The 19,001-nt window shown below is 72.7% G+C and carries 22 protein-coding genes; 11 read left to right on the plus strand and 11 right to left on the minus strand.

All coding sequences use genetic code 11. The features are described from left to right. Positions 1–6: 6 nt before the first annotated feature. A complete protein-coding gene (locus ABT158_RS04165) occupies positions 7–3,252 on the minus strand; it encodes an efflux RND transporter permease subunit (RefSeq protein ID WP_352350699.1) in 3,246 nt (1,081 codons plus the stop codon). Between the two features lie 103 nt (positions 3,253–3,355). On the opposite strand from ABT158_RS04165, the gene ABT158_RS04170 reads away from it, so the two are divergent. Then, complete coding sequence (locus ABT158_RS04170) at positions 3,356–3,802, plus strand: MarR family winged helix-turn-helix transcriptional regulator (RefSeq protein WP_352350701.1); 447 nt, start codon at positions 3,356–3,358, stop codon at positions 3,800–3,802. Between the two features lie 72 nt (positions 3,803–3,874). On the opposite strand, the gene ABT158_RS04175 is transcribed toward ABT158_RS04170, so the two are convergent. Next, complete coding sequence (locus tag ABT158_RS04175; RefSeq protein WP_352350703.1) at positions 3,875–6,172, minus strand: HelD family protein; 2,298 nt, start codon at positions 6,170–6,172, stop codon at positions 3,875–3,877. A 139-nt stretch (positions 6,173–6,311) separates the two neighbouring features. Between ABT158_RS04175 and ABT158_RS04180 the strand changes: the two genes are divergently transcribed. Beyond that, positions 6,312–7,073 carry an SDR family NAD(P)-dependent oxidoreductase gene (locus ABT158_RS04180; protein ID WP_352350705.1) on the plus strand — a complete coding sequence of 254 codons (762 nt, stop codon included), beginning with the start codon at positions 6,312–6,314 and terminating at the stop codon, positions 7,071–7,073. A 40-nt stretch (positions 7,074–7,113) separates the two neighbouring features. On the opposite strand, the gene ABT158_RS04185 is transcribed toward ABT158_RS04180, so the two are convergent. After that, positions 7,114–7,692, minus strand: a complete 579-nt coding sequence (locus ABT158_RS04185) for a CGNR zinc finger domain-containing protein (RefSeq protein WP_352350707.1) — start codon at positions 7,690–7,692, stop codon at positions 7,114–7,116. Positions 7,693–7,728: 36 nt separating this feature from the next. Further along, positions 7,729–8,070 carry a VOC family protein gene (locus ABT158_RS04190; protein ID WP_352350709.1) on the minus strand — a complete coding sequence of 114 codons (342 nt, stop codon included), beginning with the start codon at positions 8,068–8,070 and terminating at the stop codon, positions 7,729–7,731. A 98-nt stretch (positions 8,071–8,168) separates the two neighbouring features. On the opposite strand from ABT158_RS04190, the gene ABT158_RS04195 reads away from it, so the two are divergent. Next, entirely contained in the window at positions 8,169–8,471 is a 303-nt protein-coding gene (locus ABT158_RS04195) for an ArsR/SmtB family transcription factor (protein ID WP_352351774.1), read from the plus strand. Continuing rightward, positions 8,468–8,893, plus strand: coding sequence for an SRPBCC domain-containing protein (locus ABT158_RS04200; protein WP_352350711.1), 426 nt, complete (start codon positions 8,468–8,470; stop codon positions 8,891–8,893). The genes ABT158_RS04195 and ABT158_RS04200 overlap by 4 nt, the downstream gene beginning before the upstream one ends. Before the next feature lie 13 nt (positions 8,894–8,906). Here the strand turns inward: ABT158_RS04200 and ABT158_RS04205 are convergent, their stop codons facing one another. The 3 genes from ABT158_RS04205 to ABT158_RS04215 are packed head-to-tail and all read right to left on the minus strand — an operon-like array spanning position 8,907 to position 10,787. Next, complete coding sequence (locus tag ABT158_RS04205) at positions 8,907–9,119, minus strand: hypothetical protein (RefSeq protein ID WP_352328267.1); 213 nt, start codon at positions 9,117–9,119, stop codon at positions 8,907–8,909. Positions 9,120–9,158: 39 nt separating this feature from the next. Next, positions 9,159–9,767, minus strand: coding sequence for a LysE family translocator (locus ABT158_RS04210; RefSeq protein WP_352350713.1), 609 nt, complete (start codon positions 9,765–9,767; stop codon positions 9,159–9,161). A gap of 48 nt (positions 9,768–9,815) precedes the next feature. Beyond that, positions 9,816–10,787: a helix-turn-helix transcriptional regulator gene (locus ABT158_RS04215; RefSeq protein ID WP_352350715.1), complete on the minus strand. Its 972-nt coding sequence runs from the start codon at positions 10,785–10,787 to the stop codon at positions 9,816–9,818. Positions 10,788–10,831: 44 nt separating this feature from the next. Here ABT158_RS04215 and ABT158_RS04220 point away from each other — a divergent pair, with 44 nt between their 5' ends. Both ABT158_RS04220 and ABT158_RS04225 read left to right on the plus strand, forming a co-directional pair. Beyond that, a complete protein-coding gene (locus tag ABT158_RS04220) occupies positions 10,832–11,584 on the plus strand; it encodes a DeoR/GlpR family DNA-binding transcription regulator (protein WP_352350717.1) in 753 nt (250 codons plus the stop codon). Beyond that, positions 11,581–12,702, plus strand: a complete 1,122-nt coding sequence (locus tag ABT158_RS04225) for an MFS transporter (protein ID WP_352350719.1) — start codon at positions 11,581–11,583, stop codon at positions 12,700–12,702. The genes ABT158_RS04220 and ABT158_RS04225 overlap by 4 nt, the downstream gene beginning before the upstream one ends. A 32-nt stretch (positions 12,703–12,734) precedes the next feature. On the opposite strand, the gene ABT158_RS04230 is transcribed toward ABT158_RS04225, so the two are convergent. After that, a complete protein-coding gene (locus ABT158_RS04230) occupies positions 12,735–13,496 on the minus strand; it encodes a TSUP family transporter (protein WP_352350721.1) in 762 nt (253 codons plus the stop codon). Positions 13,497–13,611: 115 nt separating this feature from the next. Here ABT158_RS04230 and ABT158_RS04235 point away from each other — a divergent pair, with 115 nt between their 5' ends. Continuing rightward, the gene (locus ABT158_RS04235; protein WP_352350723.1) at positions 13,612–14,076 is read left to right on the plus strand and encodes a TetR/AcrR family transcriptional regulator; all 465 of its coding nucleotides are present in this window, start codon (positions 13,612–13,614) and stop codon (positions 14,074–14,076) included. Between the two features lie 41 nt (positions 14,077–14,117). Beyond that, positions 14,118–14,546, plus strand: coding sequence for a MarR family winged helix-turn-helix transcriptional regulator (locus ABT158_RS04240; protein ID WP_352350725.1), 429 nt, complete (start codon positions 14,118–14,120; stop codon positions 14,544–14,546). Positions 14,547–14,594: 48 nt separating this feature from the next. On the opposite strand, the gene ABT158_RS04245 is transcribed toward ABT158_RS04240, so the two are convergent. After that, positions 14,595–14,813 (minus strand): hypothetical protein, encoded by a 219-nt coding sequence (locus ABT158_RS04245; RefSeq protein WP_352350727.1) that lies wholly within the window; start codon positions 14,811–14,813, stop codon positions 14,595–14,597. Positions 14,814–15,013: 200 nt separating this feature from the next. On the opposite strand from ABT158_RS04245, the gene ABT158_RS04250 reads away from it, so the two are divergent. Both ABT158_RS04250 and ABT158_RS04255 read left to right on the plus strand, forming a co-directional pair. Continuing rightward, a complete protein-coding gene (locus ABT158_RS04250; protein ID WP_352350729.1) occupies positions 15,014–15,511 on the plus strand; it encodes a hypothetical protein in 498 nt (165 codons plus the stop codon). A 2-nt stretch (positions 15,512–15,513) separates the two neighbouring features. Beyond that, positions 15,514–15,780: a hypothetical protein gene (locus tag ABT158_RS04255; RefSeq protein ID WP_352350731.1), complete on the plus strand. Its 267-nt coding sequence runs from the start codon at positions 15,514–15,516 to the stop codon at positions 15,778–15,780. 511 nt (positions 15,781–16,291) lie between these two features. On the opposite strand, the gene ABT158_RS04260 is transcribed toward ABT158_RS04255, so the two are convergent. Together ABT158_RS04260 and ABT158_RS04265 are read right to left on the minus strand one after the other, a co-directional pair. After that, a complete protein-coding gene (locus ABT158_RS04260; RefSeq protein WP_352350733.1) occupies positions 16,292–16,909 on the minus strand; it encodes an ATP-dependent Clp protease proteolytic subunit in 618 nt (205 codons plus the stop codon). A 2-nt stretch (positions 16,910–16,911) separates the two neighbouring features. After that, complete coding sequence (locus ABT158_RS04265) at positions 16,912–17,475, minus strand: ClpP family protease (RefSeq protein ID WP_352350735.1); 564 nt, start codon at positions 17,473–17,475, stop codon at positions 16,912–16,914. Between the two features lie 144 nt (positions 17,476–17,619). Here ABT158_RS04265 and ABT158_RS04270 point away from each other — a divergent pair, with 144 nt between their 5' ends. Next, the gene (locus ABT158_RS04270) at positions 17,620–18,960 is read left to right on the plus strand and encodes a sensor histidine kinase (protein ID WP_352350737.1); all 1,341 of its coding nucleotides are present in this window, start codon (positions 17,620–17,622) and stop codon (positions 18,958–18,960) included. The last annotated feature ends 41 nt before the right edge of the window (positions 18,961–19,001 follow it).

Raw genomic sequence — 19,001 nt, forward strand, 5'->3', positions numbered from 1 at the left:
CTCCGCTCACGACGTCGGCGTGAGCACCTTGGCCTCGTGCTTGGGCGCGGACGGCTTGCGCCCCATCCGCTCCTTGGCCCGCTCCACCACCGTGTACAACGTCGGGACCAGCACCAGCGTCAGCAGCGTCGAGGACACCAGGCCGCCGATCACCACGATCGCCAGCGGCTGCGAGATGAACCCGCCCGACCCGGTCACCCCCAGCGCCATCGGCGTCAGCGCGCAGATCGTGGCCACCGCCGTCATCAGGATCGGCCGCAACCTGCGCCGGCCGCCCTCGATCACCGCCTCCACCACGCCCAGCCCCTGATCCCGGTACTGGTTGATCAGGTCGATCAGCACGATCGCGTTCGTCACCACGATGCCGATCAGCATCAGCATGCCGATCAGCGCCGGCACGCCCATCGCCGTGTCGGTCGCCACCAGCAGACCCACCGCGCCGGTCGCCGCGAACGGGATCGACACCAGCAGGATCAGCGGCTGGACGAAGCTCCGGAACGTCGCCACCATGATCATGAACACGATCGCGATCGCCGCCAGCATCGCCATGCCCAGGTCGGAGAACGCGTCCGCCTGCTCGGCCGAGGCGCCGCCGATCTCGTACCGGGCGCCGGCGCCCAGCGCCACCGACTTCATCTTCGTCGTCAGCTCCTGCGTGACCGTGCCCAGGTCCGACGCCTCCACCTTGCCCGACACCGTCGCGGAACGCTCACCGTCGATCCTGGTCACCTGCGTCGGACCGGCCACCTGCTCCACCTTGGCCACCGACGACAACTTCACCAGCCCCGCCGCCGTCGGCAGCTTCAGGTCCTCGATCGCCTTGACGTCCTCGGGCGCATCGCCCCCGCGCAACACCAGGTCACTGCTGCGGCCGTCCAGGGTGATCTGGCCCAGCGGCGCGCCGCGGAACGCCTGCGCCACCGCCTGGCCGACCTGCCCCTCCGACAGCCCCTTGGCCGCCGCCTTCTCCCGGTCCACCGCGACCTCGATGCGCGGCGCGCTGGCCTCCAGGTTCGACGACAGGTCACGCAGACCCTTCACCTGGCCCATCGCACCCTTGACCGCCTCGGTCGCCGTGCGCAGCGACTCGGCGTCGGGCGCCTGCACGATCACACTCACCGTGTCGGAGGAGAACCCGCCCCCGCCGGCGCCGCCGACCGTCACCTCACCGACCCCGGACAGGCCCGTGATCTTCTCGCGGAGCTGCTGCTCCACCGTCGCCGGCTCGGCGCCGTCCTTGACCGTCACCGAGAACGACGCCCGGTCCGCGCCACCGCCCACGCCGCCCTGCATGGCGTTGCCGCCACCCACGTTGACCTGGTACGTCTCCACCCCGGCCAGCCCCGACAGCACGCCCTCGACCTTCTTGGCGGCCTGGTCCGTGGTGGCCAGATCGGTGCCGACCGGCATCTTCTGCGTCAGCGAGATCGTGTTCTGCCCGGAGGAGTCCAGGAAGTTCGTCCGCAGACCGCCCGCCAGGCCCATCGTCCCGACGAACACCGCCACCCCGATGAGCACCGTCACCAGCTTGAACCGCGTGGCGAACCGCAGCACCGGCAGGTACGCCCGCTGCAACGGACTGCGCAGCTCCTTGGCCTCGGCCTCCTCACGCTGGGCCCGCGCCTGCTCCGGCGACAACGACGGCGCCTTGAGGAACCAGTACGCCAGCACCGGCACCACCGTCAGCGACACCACCAGCGAGGCCAGCAACGCCACCGCCACCGTCACCGCGAACGGCCGGAACAACTCACCGACCATGCCGCCCACGATCGCGATCGGCGCGAACACCGCCACCGTCGTCAGCGTCGAGGCCGTCACCGCCCCCGACACCTCCCGCACCGCGGTCAGGATCGCCTGTAGCTTGGCCTCGCCGTAACCCAGATGGCGCTTGACGTTCTCCAGCACCACGATCGAGTCGTCGACCACCCGGCCCACCGCGATCGTCAGCGCGCCCAGCGTCAGCATGTTGAGCGAGTAGTCACCCGCCCACAGCGCCAGCAGCGCGATCACCACCGACAGCGGGATCGACACCGCCGTCACCAGCGTCGAACGCACCGACAGCAGGAACACCAGGATGACCAGCACCGCGAACGCCAGCCCCAGCAGGCCCTCGGTGGTCAGGTTCTCGATCGACTCCTCCACGTACGGCGCCTGGTCGAACACCACCGACACCTGCGTGTCGGAGGAGTCGCCCAGCGACCGCGTCAGCTCCGGCAGCTTCTCGCGGATCTCGTGGGAGATCGTCACCGCGTTGCCGTCGGGCGTCATCGTCACCGACACGCCGAGGCTCGTCTTGCCGTCGGTACGGGTGATCGTCGAGGCGTCGGCCAGGCCGCGCTTGATCTCGGCCACGTCACCGAGCTTGACCGGCTTGAGCGGCTTGGGCCGCGCCACCTGCTGCGGCAGCGCCGCCCGGCCCGTCTGGGCCGGCTGCCCGGCCTGCGGACGGCCCTGCGCCTGCCCCGGAGTCTGGGCCGGCGTCTGGGCCGGAGTCTGGGCCTGCTGCTGAGCGGGCTGCGCGGGGGTCAGGTACAGGTTCTTCAGCTTCTCCAGCGAGTCGACCCGCGACCCCACCTGCACGGTCAGCGACCTGCCGTCGGAGGTCAGCGACCCGGCCGGGATCGGCGTGCCGTTCGCCTTGAGCACCTCGGGGATCTGCGCCGCCGACACCCCGGCCAGCGCCATCTTCTTGACGTCCGGCTCGATCGTGACGACCTCGTCACGGGTGCCGGTGACCGCCGCCTCGCGCACGCCCTCCACGCTCTGCAACTCCGGCACCATGATCCGGCGCAGCTTGTCGGCCATCGCCCGCTCGTCGCCGCCGTCGCCCACCGCCAGCACCAGCACCGGGATGTCGTCGGTGTTGCCCGCCACCACCTGCGGATCGACGCCCTGCGGGAGCGTGATCCTGGCGACGGCCTGCTGCATCTTGTTCAGCGAGGCCTCGATGTCGGTGCCGTACTCGAAGGCCACCTGGATCTGGGCCATGCCCTCCTTCGACGTGGAGGTCATCTGCTCCATGCCGGGGATCCCCTGGAAGGAGTCCTCGATCGGCTTCGTCACCTGGTCTTCGACGATCTCCGGCGAGGCGCCCGGGAAGGGCGCGATGACGAACGCGCCCGGGAACGCCAACGACGGCAGGAGCTGCTGCTTCAACTGCGGAATCGTGAACGCGCCGAACGCGGTGATCACGACCGCCACCAAGATCACAAGACTGCGGTTGACCAGACTCAACCGGGCAAAAGCGGTCATAGGCTCCCCTCCAAAGTTCGCCCCAGACTAACACTTTGCCTTATACGAATATTTAGCCTGATCCAGCTTTCCTGATAACCTTCTCAGGAAGCGAGAGGTGAGCGTGAGCGACGACCGCGAAGACCTGATCCGCAGGATCACCGAGACACAGCGCGACCTGGGAAGACTGTTCACCCGGCAACAGTCCCCCCTGTTCAGCTCCAACCTCACCATCCGGCAGCTCCGCGTCGTCATGCAGCTGTCGACGCACGGCTCGGCCTCGGGCCAGGACCTCGCCCACACCCTCGGCGTCAGCCTCGCCACCGTCACCGGCATCGTCGACCGCCTGGTCGCCCAGGGCCTGGTCAGCCGGCACGAAGACCCCAACGACCGCCGGGTGCGCCGGGTCGAGCTCACCCCCGCCGGCGCCACCCTGATCGCCGAGATCAACGACGCGGGCCTCAGACACTACAAGCGCATCATGTCCCACCTCGACACCGAGACCCTGCGCGCCCTCGACCACGCCACCCGCCGCATCCGCGAAGTCGCGGACAAGCTCTACAACGAATGACCCGCCGGGGGCGCTCCCGATCGTGGCGGCTTTTTCGGTGAATTACGGGTGAACGTCACCGGCCCAGCGGCTTTACACTGTAGATTTCAAGCGGGACAACATCGACGGCAGCTCGCCCTCGTGGGCCACCGTCAGCCGCCGCGTCGCCCGCGTCACCGCCACGTACAGGTCGTGGCCGCCCATCGGCGACTGCTCCAGGATCCCCGCCGGGTCGACCACCACCACCCCGTCGAACTCCAGGCCCTTGGCCTGCGTCACCGTCAGCACCACCACCGGGGCGTCCAGGTCCGCCGACCCCGGGAACAGGGCCGCCACCCGCGCGTGCAGCCCGTCGGGCGTGATGACCCCCAACCGGCCGCCCTCACCCCGCGCGGCCAGCTCGGCCTGCTCCGCCGCCACCAGCGCCGGCAGCTCGGCCACCGCCGCCCGCACCGCGCGCGGCTCGTCGCCGCCGTCCCGCACCGACTCCGGCGGCTCCTGCCCCGGCGCCACCGCCGCCAGCACGTCGGCCGCCACCCGCATGATCTCCACCGGCGTGCGGTAGTTGACCAGCAGCCGCTCCTCCCGCCAGCGCCCCTCCAGGTACGGGTCGAGCACCTGCGCCCACGAGCGCGCCCCCGCCGCCGACCCCGTCTGTGCCAGGTCGCCCACCACGGTCAGCGACCGCGCCGGGACCCGCCGCACCACCGTCCGCCAGGCCATCGGCGACAACTCCTGGGCCTCGTCCACGATCACGTGCCCGTACGCCCACGTGCGGTCGGCCGCCGCCCGCTCGGCCGTCGTCAGCCCCGCGCCGTCGTCGGCCTGCCGCTCGGCCAGCACGTCGGCCCGGTCGAAGACGCCCTCCTCCAGCAGGCCGGTGGTCTCCAGCACCTCGCGGGCGTACAGCTCCTGCTCGGCCCACTCCTCCCCCGCGCGCCGCGCCGCCACCCGCTCGGCCGAGTCGTCGTGGCCCAGCAGCTCGGCCGCCTCGTCCAGCAACGGCACGTCGCCGACCGTCCACGGCGACTCCCGGGGCCGCACCAGCGGCGTCCAGTCCAGGCCCGGCGGGCACACCGACCACAACGTGTCCGGCGCGGACAGCAGATCGGCGACCAGCTCCTGCGGCGTCAGCTCCGGCCACAGCTCGGCCACCGCGCGCCGCACCGGCTCCTCCCCCCACAGCCGCTCGGCCGCCAGCGCGATGTCCGTCTCGTCCAGGTCGCCTTCCAGGTCCAGCGGCTCGGCCAGCTCCGGGTCGTCTACCGCCAGCTCCTCCAGGTGCAGCGACTCCTCCAGCGCCCGCGCCTCCGCCCTGGCCAGCTCCTTCAGCAGCTCGGTGACGTACAGCTTGCGGGCCATGTTGTGCGGCAGGCGCACCGCCCGCGCCCGCTCGCGCAGCCGGACGCACACCGCGTGCGGCACGCGCAGCCGCAGCCCGTCGAGCTCCACCTCCAGATCCCCCACGGGCACCCGCTGCCGGTCGGCCACCGCCGCGGCCACCACCTCGGCCATCCGCAGATCGCCCTTGACCACCGCGGCCGCCGGCGGATCGGCCGCCACCGCCCGCACCCCCGGGAACAGCTCACCCACCGTGGCCATCACCACCTGCGTCTCCCCCAACGCCGGCAGCACCTGCCCGATGTAGCGCAGGAACATCGGGTTGGGCCCCACCACCAGCACCCCGCGCCGCTCCAGCGTGTCGCGGTGGGTGTAGAGCAGGTAGGCGGCCCGGTGCAGCGCCGCGACGGTCTTGCCGGTGCCCGGCCCGCCCTGCACCACCAGCGCCCCCTGCAGGCCCGCCCTGATCACCCGGTCCTGCTCGATCTGGATCGTGGCCACCACGTCGCCCATCCGGCCGGTACGGCCGCGCCGCAGCGCCGCCAGCAGCGCCGCCTCGCCCACCAGGGTGCGCCGGTCGCCGTCGGACATGCCGTCCAGGTCGAACACCTCGTCGTCGATGCCGACCACCGTGCGGTCCTTCAGATGCAGGTGACGGCGCCGCACCAGGCCGCCCGGGTCGGTGGCGGTGGCCACGTAGAACGGGCGCGCCGCCGGGGCCCGCCAGTCGATCAGCACCGACTCGTGGTCCTCGTCGCGCAGCCCGATCCGGCCGACGTACGTGCTGACGCCGCCGGTGTCGTCGATCCGGCCGAAGCACAGGCCGCGCTCGACCGCGTTGAGCTGGGCCAGCCGCCGCGCCTGCTCCGAGGCCGTCACCTCGCGTTCGAGCCGCGCCTGCCGGGTGCCCAGCGCGCCGCCGCCGGCGTACACCTGGCGCAGCGTCGCCTGCGCCCGCTCCCTGGCCGCGTCGAGCCTGGCGTACAGCCACTGGACCGTACGCTGCTCGCTGTCAAGGGCTTCCGCGAGACCATCTTGACGATTAGCCATTCCCTGCTATACTCCTTTACGGGAGCTCTGTGGAGCCGCTTCTCGTATTGTCGAGCTCACGAGCCTAGCCCTCCTTCGCCGTTCCGGCAACCGACGCCGCCCGTCCGCCTTCCTGCGGCTGGTGCTACCTTGAGCGGTCGTGTCGGACTATCTACGCGACCTGTTCTCCCTGCACGGCCGCCGCGCGCTCGTCACCGGCGGCAGCTCCGGCATCGGCCTGGCCATGGCCGAGGCGATCGGCCGGGCCGGAGCCGAGGTCGTCCTCGCCGCCCGCAGGCCCGCCGAGCTCGACCGGGCCGCCGAGCGGCTGCGTGCCCACGGCGTCACCGCCTCCGCCGTCAGCGCCGACCTGCACGACCGGGACGACCTGGCCCGCCTGTGCGCCGCCGCCGGAGAGATCGACATCCTGGTCAACGCCGCCGGCAACAACATCCGCAAGCCCATGGCCGAGCTCACCCCCGGCGACTACGAGCAGACCATCGCCGTCCACCTGACCGCCCCCTACCTGCTCGGCCAGCACTTCGGCCCCCGCATGGCGGCCCGCGGGCGGGGCCGCATCATCAACGTCGGCTCCCAGCAGTCCATCAGCGCCTTCGGCAACAGCGGCGTGTACGGCGCGGCCAAGGCCGCCGTCGCCGGTCTCACCCGCTCGCAGGCCGAGGCGTGGTCGGCCCAGGGCGTCTGCGTCAACACGATCATCCCCGGATTCGTGCTCACCCCGCTCACCGAGCCCGCCCAGGCCGTCCCCGGCCGCGTCGAGGAGCTGGCCGCCCGGCACATGACCGGCCGCAACGGCGTGCCCGGCGACTTCGCGGGCGCGGCGGTGTTCCTGGCGGGGGACGCCTCGGCGTTCGTCACCGGCCAGCTGCTCTTCGTCGACGGCGGCTTCTCCGTGCACTGACGGCGGCGGTCGAGCCGGCCCAGCGCCTTTACGTTGTAGATCAGGAGCGGCGGCGGGCGCGGTAGGCGCTGGCCTTGGCGCGGTTCTGGCACGACAGGCCGCAGAACCGGCGCGAGGCGTTGCGGGTGGCGTCGAAGAAGACCAGCTCGCACGCCGCCGCCTCGCACGTGCGCAGCCGCACCCCCTGGCCCACGCCGATCACCATGGCCAGCGCGGTGGCCGTGTCGGCCGCCCACGCGTCCACCAGACCGGCGGCGGGCCGGTGGAAGGCCAGGACCGGCGGGTCGCCGTGCAGGTTGGGCACGGCGCCGTGCCGCAGCAGGGCGCGATTGAGCGCGGCCGGCGCGGCGGGGCTCGCGGTGAAGGCGGGCCGCAGCTCGCCGGCCACCCCGGCCAGCCGGTCGGCGTCGGAGCCGGTCAGCGCCCTGCTGGGCGTCCATCCGTGCTGGACGAAGGCGGCGTCGAGGGCGGCGCGCCGGTCGGCCGGCGGCCCGGCGGGACGGCCGCGCATCTGGGTGACGGCCAGTTCGTTGACCAGCAGCACGGCCAGATCCACCCATCTACCGACATAACTGTCTATCTGGGACTGGCCGGTGATGCGCCACACGTCTGTCGTCACCGGCGAAGCTTACCTAGACAGTGAGGCCGGCGAGGGTCACGCGAAGCCGGGGGCGGGCTGCCACAGGCTGATCTCGGTGCCCTGGTCGTCGGTGCAGGAGCAGCTGCGGCCGGACTTGCTCTCGTACACCTCGCCCGTCGTGCCGCCAAGCTCGCGCACCCGCTCGACGGCGGCGTCGATGTCCTCGACCTGGTAGTAGAGGTTGGGCTGCGCGGACGGGCCGGCGGCGCGCAGGCCCATCGGAACGTCGGCGTTGGTGACGTGCAGGTAGCGCTCGTGCTCGCGCCTGAACTCCCAGCCGAACAGCGGCCCGTAGAAGGCCACCGCCCGCTCCAGGTCCTCGACCGACAGGGTGTAGTAACCCAGCTGGACACTCATGTACGTCTCCCCGCAATGATTGACGCTATCGTTAAGCATCAACACCATAACGGAAGCAGGCAAAGATTAACAACGACGTTAACGATCTGGACGCCACGCTGGCCGCGCTCGCCGACCCCACCCGGCGCAAGGTGATCGACCTGCTGCGCGAGGGTCCGCGCCCGGCCGGCGAGCTGGCCCAGGCGGTGCGGATGAGCGCCCCCGCGCTCAGCAGGCACCTGCGCGTGTTGCGGGCCGGCGGCCTGGTGCGCGCGGAGGCGGGCGGCGACGACGCCCGGCTGCGGCTCTACACCCTGCGCCAGGAGCCGTTCACGGCGCTGCAGGCGTGGCTGGACCAGGTGCAGGCGTTCTGGGCCGAGCAGCTCGGCTCGTTCAAGGACCACGTGGAGCGCGGGCGGTGAGCGCGGTGCGGGCGGCGGTCGTCGTGCCGGTCGATCCGGCGACCGCGTTCCGGATGTTCACCGACGAGATCGACCAGTGGTACGTGCGCGGCCGCCACAGCTGGGTCGACCCCGCCCGCGCGGTGGCCATCCGCTTCCAGGACGGCTACCTGCGCGAGCTGTGGGACGACGGCGGCCACGCCGACATGGGCCGGATCGTGCGCTGGGAGCCGCCCCGCCGCCTGGTCTGGGCCGACCTGCTCAACCCGGGCGGCCGGATGGAGATCGAGGTGGCCTTCACCGCGGTCGAGGACGGCACGCAGGTGCTGCTCGAACACCGCGGCCTGGACACCCTGCCCCCGGACGTGGCCGGGCGCATCCGCCGCGGCTACTCCTGGAACCTCGTGCTGGGCTGGTTCGCCGCCCGATGGACCCGGGCGTGATACGCAGGCGTGATCAGCGGCGGCCGTACTTCTTGTGCACGGCCTGCTTGCTGACGCCGATCGCGTCGGCGATCTGCGCCCAGGGCAGGCCCGCCACCCTGGCCCGGCGCACCTGGACGGCCTCCAGGCGCTCGATCTCGCGCCGCAGCGCGGTGGTGGCGTGCAGGGCCAGCAGCGGATCGTCGTCCTGCGCCTGCCTCATCAGGGACGCCAGGTCGTTGGTCATGCCCTAACGGTAGTCCACGATCTCCCGCCGCTCAGCGGGTCATCGCGCGTCCAGGACCAGGCGGACGCCGAGGCCGATGAGCACGACGCCGGAGATCTGTTCCAGGCGGCGCCGGACGGCCGGGCGGCCGAGGAAGTCCTTGGCCCTGGCGACCGTCCAGATGAGCAGGCCGTACCAGACGGTGTCCACCAGCACCCAGACGACGGCGAGGGTCGCCAGCGTCAGCGGCACGTTCTGCCCGGCCGGCACGAACGGCGGCAGGAACGACATCGCGAACACCGCGGCCTTGGGATTGGCCAGGCAGGTGCCGAGCCCCGACAGGTAGGACCCACGCAGCCCGGCCACCGCCTCGACCTCCACCGGCGGGGTGCCCCTGCGCGCGTTCCACAGCGCCTGCGCGCCCATCACCACCAGCACGACCGCGCCCGTGACGCGCATGACGTCGTAGGCGACCTGCGAGGCCATCAGCAGCGCCGACAGCCCGAACGCGGCGGCCAGCCCCCACAGCAGGATGCCGGTCTCGTTGCCCAGCGCGGCCGCCAGGCCGGAGCCGCGGGAGCGAAGCGTCTGACGCAGGATGACGGCGGTGCTCACGCCGGGGGCCATGGCCACCAGGAAGCATGCGCCAACGAAAGCCAGAAGGTACATGGAGGGCATGCTGACAGAGACGGCCGCCCGTTTCCCACCATTTATCCGCTAGAGGTACAGCTTGCCGAGCCCGGCCACCGCCTCGGCCATCAGCGCCCGCAGCTCGGCCGGCTCCAGCACCTCGACGTCGGCGCCCATGCGCAGCAGCAGCCAGCGCGCGTGGGTGAGCGACTCGACCGGCACGGTGAGCGTCCGCCAGCCCTCGGGGTCGGGCTCGCCCGCCGCGGCCAGCGCCGCGGCGACCACGTCGGACCCCATCGTGTACGCCAGCAGGTCCTCCCGGCCGGGCGCCAGCCTGACGACGGCCTCGGCGGTGTACATGCGCTCGCGGAACTCCTTGGCGTACGCCCGCCAGAACGCCGTCAGCTCGAACCCCTCCAGCCTGCGGAACCGGCCGGGCAGCTGCTCGACGGTGAGGATGCGCGAGACCCGGTAGGTGCGCGGCGAGCCCTCGGGCGGGGCGGCGACCAGGTACCAGGAGCCGCCCTTGAGCACCAGCCCGTACGGGTGGATCACCCGGTCGACCTCCCGCTGCCCCCACCGGCGGTAGGTCATGTGCAGCGGCCGCTGCTCCCACACCGCCTCGGCCACGTCGCTCAGGTGCGGCACGTCGTCGGCCGAGCGGTACCAGCCGGGCACGTCCAGCAGGAAACGCTCGCGCATGCGCGAGGCGTGCGAGCGCGGCTCGGGCGGCAGCGCGGCCAGCAGCTTCAGCTCCGCGGTCGCCGCGACGTCGGCCAGCCCCAGCTCGGCGGCCGGTCCCGGGAGCCCGGCCAGGAACAGCGAGGACGCCTCTTCGGCCGTCAGCCCGGTCAGGCGGGTGCGGTAGCCGTCCAGGAGCTGGTAGCCGCCCGCCGGTCCGCGGTCGGCGTATACCGGGACGCCGGCCGCCGACAGGGCCTCGACGTCGCGGTAGACCGTGCGGATCGACACCTCCAGCTCGGCGGCCAGCTCGGGCGCGGTCATGCGGCCACGCGTCTGCAGCAACAGGAGGAGGGAGAGCAGGCGGCTGGCACGCATATCCGACATTGTATTGCGCACATTTTCGGTGTTTATATGAACAGATGGAACGTTTGACCGCCATCATGAACGCCCTGCGCACCCAGGACAGCGTCTCGGTGACCGAGCTCGCCGAGCGGCACGGCGTGTCGGAGATGACGATCCGGCGCGACCTGGACGAGCTGGCCCAGCAGGGCGTGGTCCGCCGGGTCAGGGGCGGCGCGCTGTCCCTGCTGCTGCGCGGCGAGGAGCCGCCGTTCGGGGTGCGCGAGCGGGAGGCGGTGGAGGCCAAGCGGCGCATCGGCGTCCAGGTCGCGGCGCTGATCGCCGACGGGGAGGCGGTCGTCCTGGACAGCGGCACCACCGTGCTGGAGGTGGCCCGCGCCCTGGCCGGGCGGCGGCTGACCGTGCTGCCGCTGGCGTTGCAGGCCGTCTCGCTGCTGGCCGCCGCGCCGCGGGTGCGCCTGGTGCTGCCCGGCGGCGAGGTCCGCAAGGGCGAGCTGAACCTCACCGGCCCGCTCGCCGAGAGCTCGATCGCGGCGCTGCGCTTCGACACCGCGGTGATCGGTTGCTGCGGCCTGTCGGCCGAGCACGGCCTGACCGCGCACGACCTGCCCGAGGTCGCGGTCAAACGGGCGGCCATCGCCGCCGCCCGGCGGGTGATCGTGGCCTGCGACTCGGGCAAGTTCTCCCGTACGGCCTTCGGCGCGGTCTGCCCGATCTCCCGCCTGGACGTCGTGGTGACCGACGACGGCGTGCCGCCCGAGCAGCGTGACGCGCTCGTCGCGGCCGGGGTGGACGTCAAGGAGGCCGGGTGAGACGCGAGCGGACGGCCGTCCACCTGCTGTTCTTCCTGGCCGGCCTGGCCATCGGCACCTGGACGGCCCGCATCCCCGCCGTCAAGGAGGCCCTCGGGCTCGACGCCGGACGGCTCAGCCTGGCGCTGCTGGCCATCGCCGCGGGCGCCGTCGCGGGCATGACGACCGTCGGCCGCCTGGTGGACCGGTACGGCAGCAGCCGCGTCATGATCCCGGCGGCCCTGCTGCAGGGCGTGGTGCTGGTGCCGCCCGCCTTCGCCCCGAACCTGGGCGCGCTGGCCGCCGCGCTGCTGGTCTTCGGGATCGTCCACGGCGTCCTGGACGTGTCCATGAACGCCAACGCCGTCGAGGTGGAACGCGCCTGCGGGCGGCCGGTGATGTCGTCCTTCCACGCCGTCTACAGCATCGGCGGGTTCGCCGGGGCCACCACGGGCGGGCTGTTCGCGCAGGCCGGGCTGCCGCCGTCGGTGACGTTCGGGTGCGTGGGGGTGGTGATCGCCGTGCTGGCGGTGTGGGCCGGGCGGTGGGCGCGGCGCTCGACGCCCGCTCCCCTGCCGGCCGGCGGCTCGGGGTCCGGACGGCCCAAGGGCATCCTGTTCCTCGGCGTGCTGGCCTTCTGCTGCCTGGTGGGCGAGGGCGCGGCGGCCGACTGGAGCTCGGTCTACCTGCGCGAGAACCTGGCCTCATCGGCGGGGTTCGCCGCCGCCGGGTACGCCGCGTTCTCGATCGCGATGACCGCGGGACGGCTGGCGGGCGACCGGCTGGCCGCCCGGTTCGGGCCGGTGGCGCTGGTGCGGTGCTGCGGGCTGCTGGCGGCGGCGGGGCTCGGGCTGGCGCTGCTGGGCGGGGGGCCGGTGGCCGGGGTGGTGGGGTTCGGCTGCTTCGGGGCGGGGTTGTCGTGCATCGTGCCGCAGGTGTTCTCGGCCGCTGGGCATCGCGATCCGGCCTTCGCCGGGCGGGCGCTGGCGCGGGTGGCGTCCGTGGGGTACCTGGGGTTCCTGTCGGGGCCGGTGATCATCGGAGCGGTGGCCCAGCTGGCCGGGTTGCCGCGGGCGCTGGCCGTACCGGCGCTGATGGCGGCCTTCGTCGCCCTGGCGGCCCCCGCGCTGCGGTCCTAGGCGTCCGATCGCGGGCGGCGGCGTGCCAGGGATCAGCCGAACTGCTGCCAGCCGAGCCTGATCACCATCGCCACCACCACGCACAACAGCACGACCCGGACGAACGCCGTGCCGCGCCTGATCGCCATCCTGGCGCCGAGCTGCGCGCCGGCCACGTTGCACAGCGCCATGCCGAGCCCGAGCGCCCACTGCACGTGGCCCTGCAGCCCGAACACCGCCAGCGCCCCGAGGTTGGTGCCCACGTTGATGATCTTCGCCGAGGCGGAGGCGCCGACGAAGTCCAGGCCGAGGATGGTGGTGAAGGCGATGATGAGGAACGTGCCGGTGCCCGGCCCCATGATGCCGTCGTAGAAGGCGATGCCCACGCCCGCCGCGGCCACCGCCGCCACCACCCGGCCGCGGGTCCGCAGGTGCGGCTGCGGCAGGGCGCCCATCGAAGGGCGCAACGTGACGAACGCCGCCACGCCGAGCAGCACCACCATCACGACCGGGCGCAGCACGTCGGCCGAGATCGCCGCCGCCGCCCACGCGCCCAGCCCGGCGCTCACCACGGCCAGCGCCGCACCCGGTAACGCCACCTGACGGTCGATCTTGGTGGAGCGGGCGTACGCCACGGCGGCCGAGGCCGTGCCGAACACCGAGGAGAACTTGTTGGTCGCCATGGCCTGGACGGGCGGCATGCCGGTCATCAGCAGCGCCGGCAGCTGCACCAGCCCGCCGCCGCCCACGACCGCGTCGACCCATCCGGCGCCTGCCGCGGCCGCCAGCAACACCACAACCTGCTCCAGCGGCACGCCGCTCCCCCCCACTCCCCCAGGAACCGCCCAGAAGACTACAGCCCCCCTCCAATCACCCACCGCAGGCCACCCCCATCCCCCGGCCCCTCAGCCCGCCCCCTCGCGTGCTCCGGTGCTGCGCTCAGGCGGCGAGGAGGGAGGCCATGGCGGAGAACCGGAACCGGCGCGACCAGCTGCGCGACGCCGCGATCGAGGTGCCGGCCCAGGAAGGCGGCAGGGGCCTGACCCCCGGGCGATCGACCGCGCGGCCGGCCTGCCGGAAGGCACGGCCAAGAACTACTTCGCCACCCGCGACGCCCTCCTGCGGGCCGCCGCCGAACGTTGCGTCGAGCGCCAACGGGCCGACCTCCGAGCGGCTCCGGCCGAGGAGATCCAGGGGCGCGACGGGCTGGCCGCGTTCCTGCGCGCCCACGAGGCGGCCGGCCTGCCGGCGACCCGGCGTACCGCCGCGACGGCCACGATGTGCCGCAACACGGCCCTGACCTACCTGCTCACCCAACCGGCCGACTACGGCCTCGACGACCTCGACGCCTTCCTGCGCGACCTCCTGCACACCGTCTACCCGCCGCGCGGGTGACCGGCGGGCGCCGTCCCGGCCGGGTAGGCGAGACTGGACCGGTGACGATCGAGAACGGACCGCCCGTGTCGAGCACCTCCATCGTGGTGCTGACGCTGGCGCGGCGGGTCGAGACGGAGCTCTCCGCCGAGCTGGCGCCGCTTGAGCTGACGATCAGCCGCCTGGGGCTGCTGGGACACATCGCCGGGGTGCCCGGCGCGTCCTTCAGCGATCTTGCCCGCATGTCGGGCATCTCGGTGCAGAGCGTGCATACGGCGGTCAAGGGGCTCGTCCAGGCGGGGCTGGTGCGCGACCGTACGGCGCGGGCGGGGTCGGCCTCCACCATCGAGCTCACCCCCGAGGGGCAACGCCTCCTGCGGGAGGCCGCCCAGGCCATCACCAAGGTCGACGAACGTCTCTTCGGCCCCGACGCCGACCCGATCCACCAACAGGTGGGCGAAGCCATCCGCACCGCCTTCCCCGCCCCCTGACCTCCTGGCCCCCTCCGCCCCACCTCCCTTGCCCTCACCGTCGCCGCATCAGCGGTAGAGCTTTGCGACGGCCGCCAGCACCCGCTCGCGGGCGGCGGTCGCGGAGGTGACGCCGGTGCGCACGTAGGCGGCCAGCCCTTCGTCCGGCCCCACCAGGGCGAGCGCCGTGCCGGACGGGCCGAGGGAGGCGGGGATGCGGCCGGCCTGCCGGTCGCGGGTGATGAGGCCGGCCATCCGGCGCTGGAAGTCGGCATACAGAACGCGCAACCGGGCCGCGACGGCCTCCCGGCAAAGGCGCGGGCGCGAAGGCGCGGGCGCGAAGGCGCGGGCGCGAAGGCGCGAGTGCGAAGGCGCGAGCGGGGGCGGGGGCGGGGGCGGGGGCGCCGGAGTCTCGCATGGCAGGTCGGCTTTCAGGGTGACTGAAGGTTTCGCTAGGCTTCAGCCACCCTGAAGGTTGGAGGCGATCCATGAATCATGTCCTGTTGTCCATCCATGTGCTGGCGGGGATCGTGTTCGTCGGCGGTTCGGCGGTCGCGTCGAGCTTGTTCCCCCGTTACGCCCCTCTCGCCGCCACGACCCCCGTCACCACCTCCAACTCCGCCCCCGCGGCCGCCTCTGCGAAGGCCGCCGGAGCGGAGCGCAGTACCGCCGCAGCCGCTGTGCTGCACCGCATCACCGGTGGTTACGCCGCGTTCGGGTTGATCGTTCCGGTGGCCGGGATCGTGCTGGCCAGTATGCAAGGACGGATGGGGCAGACCTGGATCATCGTGGCGATGATCCTCACCGCCGTCGCGGGCGCCCTGCTGGCCACCCAGATCCACCCCCGCCAGCGCCAGGCCCTCGACGCCCCCGACGACGGCCGCCGGCTCCGCACGCTGACGATGCTCACCGGCGTCTACAACCTGCTGTGGGCGGCCGTCGTCGTGCTCATGATCGTCCGCCCTGGTGAGCAGACGGAAGCCTGAGCGTGCTGACCCTGCGCATCGCCGCCGCCGCCGAGGCCGCCACGCTGGCGGTTCTGCTGACCAACCTGCTCACCGTGCACGCCAAGGCGATCACGACCTACGCCGGTCCGCTGCACGGCATGGCCTACCTCGTCGTCATCGCCACGGCGGCCATGACGCCCAGGGCGCAAAGCACGCCCGGGGCACGCTGGAGCGCGCTCGTCCCCGGGGTCGGCGGCCTACTGGCCCTGCGACGCCTGCGCGCCGTACGAGACGACCGAGAGGGATGACCTCGAGGTCCGGACAGGTCCCCAAAGACGCCAGCAGGCCGGACCCCAAGCAGAACGCCGATGCCGGGATCCGGGCAGGACCCACAGCAGGGCTCCCTGAAGGGGCTCGGACAAACCCCGCCCGCAGAGACCCGGAGCTGGCCTGGACGAGCCCGGCAGGCCAGCCGGGCAGACCAGGGGATTCAGCGGGCAGGAGGCCCATGCGAACCAGCCCGCAGAGACACCGGAGAGACCAGCGCGGACCAGCCCGCACGAACCCGGGCAGACCACCCACAGGACCCGAGGGGATCAGCGGGCCAGGCCGGCCCGGACAGGCTAGCCCGGAGGGCTGCTCGGGCAGACCAGCGGACCGAAACCCAAAAAGACCAGCGGGCCAGGACCCAGGCTGGCCAGCTCCGGGCAGGCCAGCTCGCACGAGCCCGACAGGCCAGCTCAAGGTGGATCAGCGGGCCTGGGCCCGGACGGCGGGCCCCGGGGGACCCGTGGGCCCGGGCCGGGTTCGGGTGGTGGGTCAGTGGGCGGGGGCCAGGGTGCGCTTTCTGGAGGCGTAGATGTCGTCGATCAGCCGGTAGGTGCGCGCCTGCTCGGCGGTGAAGATGCGGTCGCGCTCGATGTCCTTCCTGATCTCCAGCACCCCGCGCCCGGTGTGCCGGGCCAGGATCTCCTCCTGCTGGTCACGCATGCGCACGATCTCCCTGGCGTGGATCTCCAGGTCGCTCGACTGCCCCCGGCCGCCTTCCGTGGCCGGCTGGTGGAGCAGGACGCGTGCGTGCGGCAGGGCGGCCCGCTTGCCCGGCGTGCCCGCCGCGAGCAGGACGGCCGCCGCCGAGGACGCCTCCCCGATGCAGACCGTGTGGATCTCCGGCCGGACGAACTGCATCGTGTCGTAGATGGCCGTCATCGCCGTGAACGACCCGCCCGGCGAGTTGATGTACATGTTGATGTCCTGGTCGGGATCGAGCGACTCCAGCGTGAGGAGCTGGGCCATGACGTCGTTGGCCACCGTGTCGTCGATCGGGGCGCCGATGAACACCACCCGGTCCTCGAACAGCTTGTTGTACGGGTTCATCTCCCGCACCCCGTAGGAGGTGCGCTCGGTGAACGAGGGCAGCACGTAGCGACCGCTCATGGTCAGTTCATCCCTTCGGCGATGTGGTCGACGAACCCGTACTCCAGCGCCTCCTGGGCGGTGAACCACCGGTCGCGGTCGGAGTCGGCCTGGATGCGCTCGAGCGGCTGGCCGGTGTGGTGGGCGATGATCTCGGCCATCCTGCGCTTGGTGTAGAGCATGTTGTCGGCCTGGATCTGGATGTCGCTGGCCGAGCCGCCGATGCCGCCCAGCGGCTGGTGCATGACGACGCGGGCGTTGGGCAGGGCGTAACGCTTGCCCGGCGCGCCGGCGGTCAGCAGCAGCTGGCCCATGGAGGCGGCGAAGCCCATCGCCACCGTCGCCACGTCGCACGAAACGAACTGCATCATGTCGTAGAGCGCCATGCCGGCCGTCACGGAGCCGCCCGGCGAATTGATGTAGAGCGTTATGTCCCGATTGGGGTCTTCGGCTGCCAGCAAAAGCAGCTCACCGCAGAGCCGGTTGCAAATCTCGTCGTCGACCTCCTGGCCGAGGACTACGATGCGTTCCTTCAGCAGGCGCTGACTGAGCTGGTCAGGCCAGGCCGCGCGCTGGGTCTCCGTCATTGACGTCGCCTTTCTGCCGAAACTAATTCTGCGAAAAACGCTAGACCCGGCGGCGGTGAATTCCGGCCTATTTTCGCTGGGGGCGCATTTCACTCAAGGCGCATTACTCCCAGCGCGAAAAAGTATCGACATACAATCCCGGATGTGAGAAGGAACCTCCCCCGTCGTTGGGCGTGCCTCATCCTGGGCGGGGCGCTGCTGATGCCGTACATGATGGCCGGGGTGCTGGTCGCCGGGTTGTGGCGCGGCGTGTCGTCCGACCTGCTGATGCCGATCCAGGTCGGGGTATTCGTCGCGGTGCTGCCGGTGGTGGCGGTGACCGGGCTGTTCCTGCCGGTGCGCGCGCTGGAGGTGAACGCCGCCCAGGGGCTGCTCGGGGCCCGCGTGGAGACCCCGCCGCGGCAGGCCCGCCGGTCGTGGCAGGAGCGGCGGCGCACCGCCGCGTGGTTCACGCTGCATCTGGCGGTGGGCGGCGTGGTGAGCGGGTTCACGCTGGCGGTGGTGCCGTTCACGGTGTTCACGATGGCGCTGCCGTTCATCGGGGAGCCGATGCCGGTGCTGGGCGTCACGGCGGAGCCGGGGTGGCCGTCCCTGCTGTGGGCGGCGGCGGGCGTGGGGGCGCTGGCGTTGCTGGTGGCGGGCGCGGCGGGCGCGGGCGCGCTGCTGGCCGCCCTGGCTCCTCCGCTGCTCGGCCCCACCCCCGCCGAGCGGCTGGCCGCCGCCGAAGATCACGCCCGTACGCTGGCCGAACGCAACCGGCTGGCCCGCGAGCTGCACGACTCGGTCGGGCACGCGCTCAGCGTCGTCACCCTGCAGGCAGCCGCGGCCGGACGCGTCCTCGACCGCGACCCGGCCACCGCCAGGACCGCGCTGGCGGCCATCGAGCAGTCGGCCCGCGCCGCGCTGGAGGACCTCGACCACGTTCTCGGCGTCCTGCGCGAGGACGCCCGCACGGACACCCGCGAAAACGGGCGCGCGGACGGGCATGAGGACGGGCGCGACGACGCAGGCGAGGGCAGGCGGGAGGGGCGCCGCGAAGGCCACCAGGAGGACGGCGAGGAGGGGCGGCGGGCGCCGCAGGCGACGTTGGCCGACCTCGCGGCACTGGTGGCGGGCTCCGGCGCCGAGGTGCGGCAGGACGTGGGCGACCTGTCCGGCGTGCCCGCCGTCGTCTCCAGGGAGGCGTACCGCATCCTGCAGGAGGCGCTGACCAACGCGATCCGGCACGGCGGCGGCACAGTCCGGCTGGCCGCCGCCGTCCAGGGCGGCGACCTGCGGCTGGAGGTCAGCAACCCCGGCGGGAGGCACGATGGGAGGCGCGCTGGGAGCCACGGCCGGGGCGACGGGCGGGGCGACGGGCGGGGCGGCCGGGGCGTGGCGGGCATGCGCGAACGCGTACGCCTGCTCCGCGGCGATCTGCGCGCCGGCCCCGACGAGGACGGCTGGACGGTCTCGGTCCGCCTCCCCCTGCGCCCGAGCCCCTGACCGCCGCACCCCCGCACCCCGAACCCCGCAGCCCGCACCCC

It is taken from the genome of Nonomuraea sp. NPDC001636 (assembly GCF_040298265.1).
In the GTDB taxonomy this organism is placed as follows: Bacteria; Actinomycetota; Actinomycetes; order Streptosporangiales; family Streptosporangiaceae; genus Nonomuraea.